The organism is Trichloromonas sp. (genome assembly GCF_041583255.1).
Lineage (GTDB): Bacteria > Desulfobacterota > Desulfuromonadia > Desulfuromonadales > Trichloromonadaceae > Trichloromonas.
In genome coordinates this window covers 1-4,100 of the sequence record NZ_JBFHGD010000253.1, presented here as the reverse complement: position 1 = coordinate 4,100, position 4,100 = coordinate 1, and the positions used below count along the sequence as shown (strand labels likewise).

Genomic DNA, 4,100 nt, shown 5'->3' with positions numbered 1-4,100 from the left:
ATTGCTGAACTGAATGTTGACCCTCTCCCGATGAACGGATCCTATGGATAACCTGACCCTGATCGAGCGATTCCGCGAAAACGAAGACTTGGCGCGCAAGTTCCACGAGGTCGAAAGCCGGATTCTGTCGGTTCTCAACTTTCGCGACTTCTTCGAGCTGCTGCTGATCGAAATCAGCTCGATTTTCGATATCCTCATGCCGCTCAAAGCGGCCGACAAGATGCTCTATTGTTCCAAGGCCACCCGCAGAAAGGATGCCGGCAGGTGAGCGGGGTGACTCTCCCCTGGGCGGCGGGAGAGCTGCCGCTGATGCTGGCGCCGATGCAAGGGCTGACCAACCGGGCCATGCGCGGCCTGTTCGCCGACTGGGTGCATCCCGACCTGCTCTTCACCGAGTTCATGCGGGTGCACGCGGCTTCAACCAAGAGGCGCCTGTCCCCCTCCGACCTGCGGGAAATCGGCGCCGAACAGCAGGGTATTCCCCTGGTGGTTCAGCTGATCGGGCACGGCTGCGAGGCCCTGGTGGCTGCGGCCAGCGATGCCCAGGCCGCCGGCGCCAGGCATCTCAACCTGAACATGGGCTGCCCTTACGGGCGGATGACTTCCGGGCTGACCGGCGGCGGCATGTTGCGCCGCCCCGAACTTCTCGACGAACTGATCCCGGCCCTGCGCCAGGCTGTCGCCGGCACCTTTTCCATCAAGCTGCGCGCCGGTTACGACGACCTGCGCCAGGTTTTTTCGCTGCTGCCGCTGTTCGAGCGGGCCGGGGTCGATTTCCTGGTCCTGCACCCACGCACCGTGCTGCAGGAATACGCTGGGCTGGCCGATCACGCCATTACCGCCGAAGTGGTTCGCGCAACGGCCCTGCCGGTGATCGCCAACGGAGATATCCGCACCGCCGCCGACGGCCGCCGGGTGCTGGAGCAGACCGGGGCCGCCGGCCTGATGCTGGGCCGGGGGGCGATCGCCGACCCCTTGCTGTTCGAACGGCTGCGGGGGCGGGCCGGCGCCGAGCCGAACCGGCGGGAGCGGGCGGCGATGCTGCGCCGCTACCTGGGGGAACTCAGCGAGCGTTACCGGCAACTCTTTTGCGGCGACACCCAGGTGCTGGCCAAGCTCAAGGGGGTGCTGGCGCCGATGGACGATCCCGATTTCGCCCCCTGGCGGAGTGAACTGAAAAAGTCCCGCACCCTGGAGCGTTTCTGTTCCCTGGTTTCAGGACTGGAATGAGGCTATGGAAACGGTTATCATGAAACCCGAGGCCCTGCTCGAGCTGGCCGCGGCCCGCATGCCCTTCGGCAAGTACGAGGGCTGGCGCCTGATCGATCTTCCCGAACCCTACGTGGTCTGGTTTGCCGGCAAAGGGTTTCCCGAAGGCAAGCTCGGTCGCCTGCTGCAGGCGGTTCACGAGATCAAGGTCAACGGCCTCGAATACCTGTTTGACCCGCTGCGCTGAATTTTTCCGCAGCCAAGGAGGTGGCCCGTGTCCCGTATCCCCGCTAGCCATTTGCCAGCCTGGATCGCCCAGGCGGTTACGGAATTCTGCGCGACATCGCCGGCCAATTCACTGACCGGCAACGGCGGCGAGCCGGCCTGGGGGACGCCGCTGGTCGGCTTTTCCCAGGGGGATGATGCCTACTACCCGCGCTTCAAGGCCGACATCGGCCCGTTTCTCTGGACGCCTGAAGAAGCTTTCGCCCTCGGTTATCCCGATGTTCGTGCGGCCGCCGCCGAGTTGACCGTAATCAGCTGGATTCTGCCGCAGACGGCGGCGACCCTGGCCGACCAGCGCGCCGAGACGCAACTCCCCGCCGAGCGCTGGTGCCGTTCCCGCCATTTCGGCGAAGCCTTCAACGAGGTGCTTCGCCGTCACCTGGTCGATGCCCTGGGGCAGGTCGGCATCCCGGCGGTGGCACCGGCCCTGCTCCCCGGCTTTGCCTACCAGGTTTCCGAACGTTTCTGGCTCGCCTCCAACTGGTCGGAGCGGCACGTCGCTTTCGCTTCCGGCCTCGGCACCTTTGGTCTCAGCGACGGTTTGATCACCCCGGTCGGCAAGGCCATGCGCTGCGGTTCGGTGGTCGCCCGGGTGAGCCTGCCGGCGACGCCGCGGCCGTACAGCTCGCACCAGGCCTGGTGCCTGTATTATGCCCGCGGCACCTGTCGGGCCTGTGTCCGGCGCTGTCCGGTCGATGCCATCAGCGAGGCCGGTCACGACAAGCATAGGTGCCACGCCTATATCCGCGAAGTGACGGCGGCCCATGCCAAGGCGGCCCTGGGGGTGGAGGTCACTCCCTGCGGCCTGTGCCAGGTGAAAATTCCCTGCGAAACGGGAATTCCTGCGGCCTTGCGAAATGATTGAACGATTCAATGAGGAAATTTTTTCAAATTCGTGTACAATTTGCCGGTGTTTGATTACTGCCTGTATTGTTTCGCACCAATGATGCGTGTTGTTCGTATTCAGAAAGGGTTCAGACGATGTTGATGGCAAGAGGAAGCGGTGTTCTCGTCCTGCTTGTTACAGTTCTGTTTCTGGCCGGTGGTTGCGCCTCCGGGCCGCAAGGGAAGAAAATCCCGGTCAGCGAAAAAAATCCTGTCGAGCAGCTGTCCAATCTCGAAAAGGATATTGAGGCCGCTCGCCGGAACAACCTGGACGTCATGGCACCCACGCGCTTTGCCAAGGTGACCTCATTTTACAACGAGGCCCGCGAAGGGATGAATCGCGAGTCCGAACTGTCGGTCATCCTGTTGAAAATGTCGTCGGCCCGGGCCCACCTGCAGTTGGCCGAGGAGTCGGCGCAGATTGCCAACAGTGCCCTTGGCAGCGCGATCAAGGCTCGCGAACTCGCCCGCCAGGCCGGCGCCGAGAGCCTCGGCGAAGATTACCAGGATGCCGAGGAGGATTTCCTCAAGCTGACCCGGGCGATCGAGGATGACAACCTGCGCTGGGCGCAGAAGAATGAGGTGAAGGTGGCCCGCACCTACGATCAGCTCGAGCTGCGGGCGATCAAGGATCGGGCGCTTAACGAAGCACGGGAGCTGATTGCCCGGGCCGAAAAGCAGAACGCCCAAAGGCTGGTGCCGACGACTTGGACCCAGGCCCGCAACCGGCTGGACTCGGCCGATGCCTATATCACCCAGAACCGTTACCAGAAGGAGAAAATCGCCGAGCATTCCCGCCAGAGCCTGTTTCAGGCCCGCCGGCTCAACCGGGTGCTGGAGCAGAGCGAAAAACTCAAGACCATGACTCCCGAGCAGGCCACGCTCTGGATGGAGGGCTACCTGGTCCGGGCTGCCGAGGGGCTGGCCTCTCCCGATCGCCGGGACGAAGATTTCGACGTGCAGGCGGCCAGCATCCTGGGGGTGATTTCGACCTGGCAGGAAAATCACGAGGCGCTGGCTGCCCAGTTGGAGGAGAAGGGGGCCGAAGTCGAAGAGCTGCAGGCGAAAATCGCCGAGCTCGAAGGCCGGTCGCTGGAAGACCAGAGCGAAAAGGAGCGGCTTGACGCCGAACGCCGCTTCCAGTCGTTGTTCAACGAGGTGCAGAGCTACTTTTCCCCCGGCGAAGCCGAGGTCTACAAGCAGGGCAACAACCTGGTGATCCGTCTCAAGACCATCCAGTTTCCGGTCGGCCAGGAAGTCATCATGCCGGAGAACTACGCTCTGCTGAGCAAGGTGCAGCAGGCGATCGGCGTCTTTGCCCAGCCCGACGTGGTGGTCGAAGGCCATTCGGACAGCACCGGTCTGGAGGCGGCCAACCTCGAGCTGTCGCAGCGCCGGGCCTCGGCGGTCCGCCAGTACCTGGTGGCGAACCGGACCCTGCCGGCGGAAAAACTTAAAGCCGTCGGGTTCGGCTCGGCCAAGCCTCTCGCTTCGAATCAGACCCCCGAGGGGCGGGCGGTCAACCGGCGGATCGACCTGGTTATCACGCCGCGGGATGCGAGCAGGTAGAAGACAGAAGGCAGAAGGCAGAAGGCAGAAGGCAGAACGGCCGTTTCCAGCATGGAAACGGCCGTTCTGCGTTGTGATTTAGATAGGAGGTTCCGTCGGGCGGCTGCAGGTCGGACACCCCTGCATGCGCAGCGGCTTCTCCAGATGGCTCT

5 protein-coding genes are annotated in these 4,100 nt (G+C 63.5%); all 5 read left to right on the top strand.

The window, feature by feature from the left end:
* Nucleotides 1-43 precede the first annotated feature (43 nt).
* Entirely contained in the window at nucleotides 44-268 is a 225-nt protein-coding gene (locus ABYV89_RS15005; protein ID WP_432823743.1) for a hypothetical protein, read from the top strand.
* Nucleotides 269-309: 41 nt separating this feature from the next.
* Nucleotides 310-1,230, top strand: a complete 921-nt coding sequence (locus ABYV89_RS15000; protein WP_432823744.1) for a tRNA dihydrouridine synthase — start codon at nucleotides 310-312, stop codon at nucleotides 1,228-1,230.
* Nucleotides 1,231-1,234: 4 nt separating this feature from the next.
* On the top strand, nucleotides 1,235-1,456 hold the full coding sequence (locus tag ABYV89_RS14995) for a DUF3820 family protein (protein ID WP_432823742.1): 222 nt from the start codon (nucleotides 1,235-1,237) through the stop codon (nucleotides 1,454-1,456).
* Between the two features lie 27 nt (nucleotides 1,457-1,483).
* Nucleotides 1,484-2,359, top strand: coding sequence for a 4Fe-4S ferredoxin (locus tag ABYV89_RS14990; RefSeq protein ID WP_432823741.1), 876 nt, complete (start codon nucleotides 1,484-1,486; stop codon nucleotides 2,357-2,359).
* A 116-nt stretch (nucleotides 2,360-2,475) separates the two neighbouring features.
* Nucleotides 2,476-3,948, top strand: a complete 1,473-nt coding sequence (locus ABYV89_RS14985) for an OmpA family protein (protein WP_432823740.1) — start codon at nucleotides 2,476-2,478, stop codon at nucleotides 3,946-3,948.
* The last annotated feature ends 152 nt before the right edge of the window (nucleotides 3,949-4,100 follow it).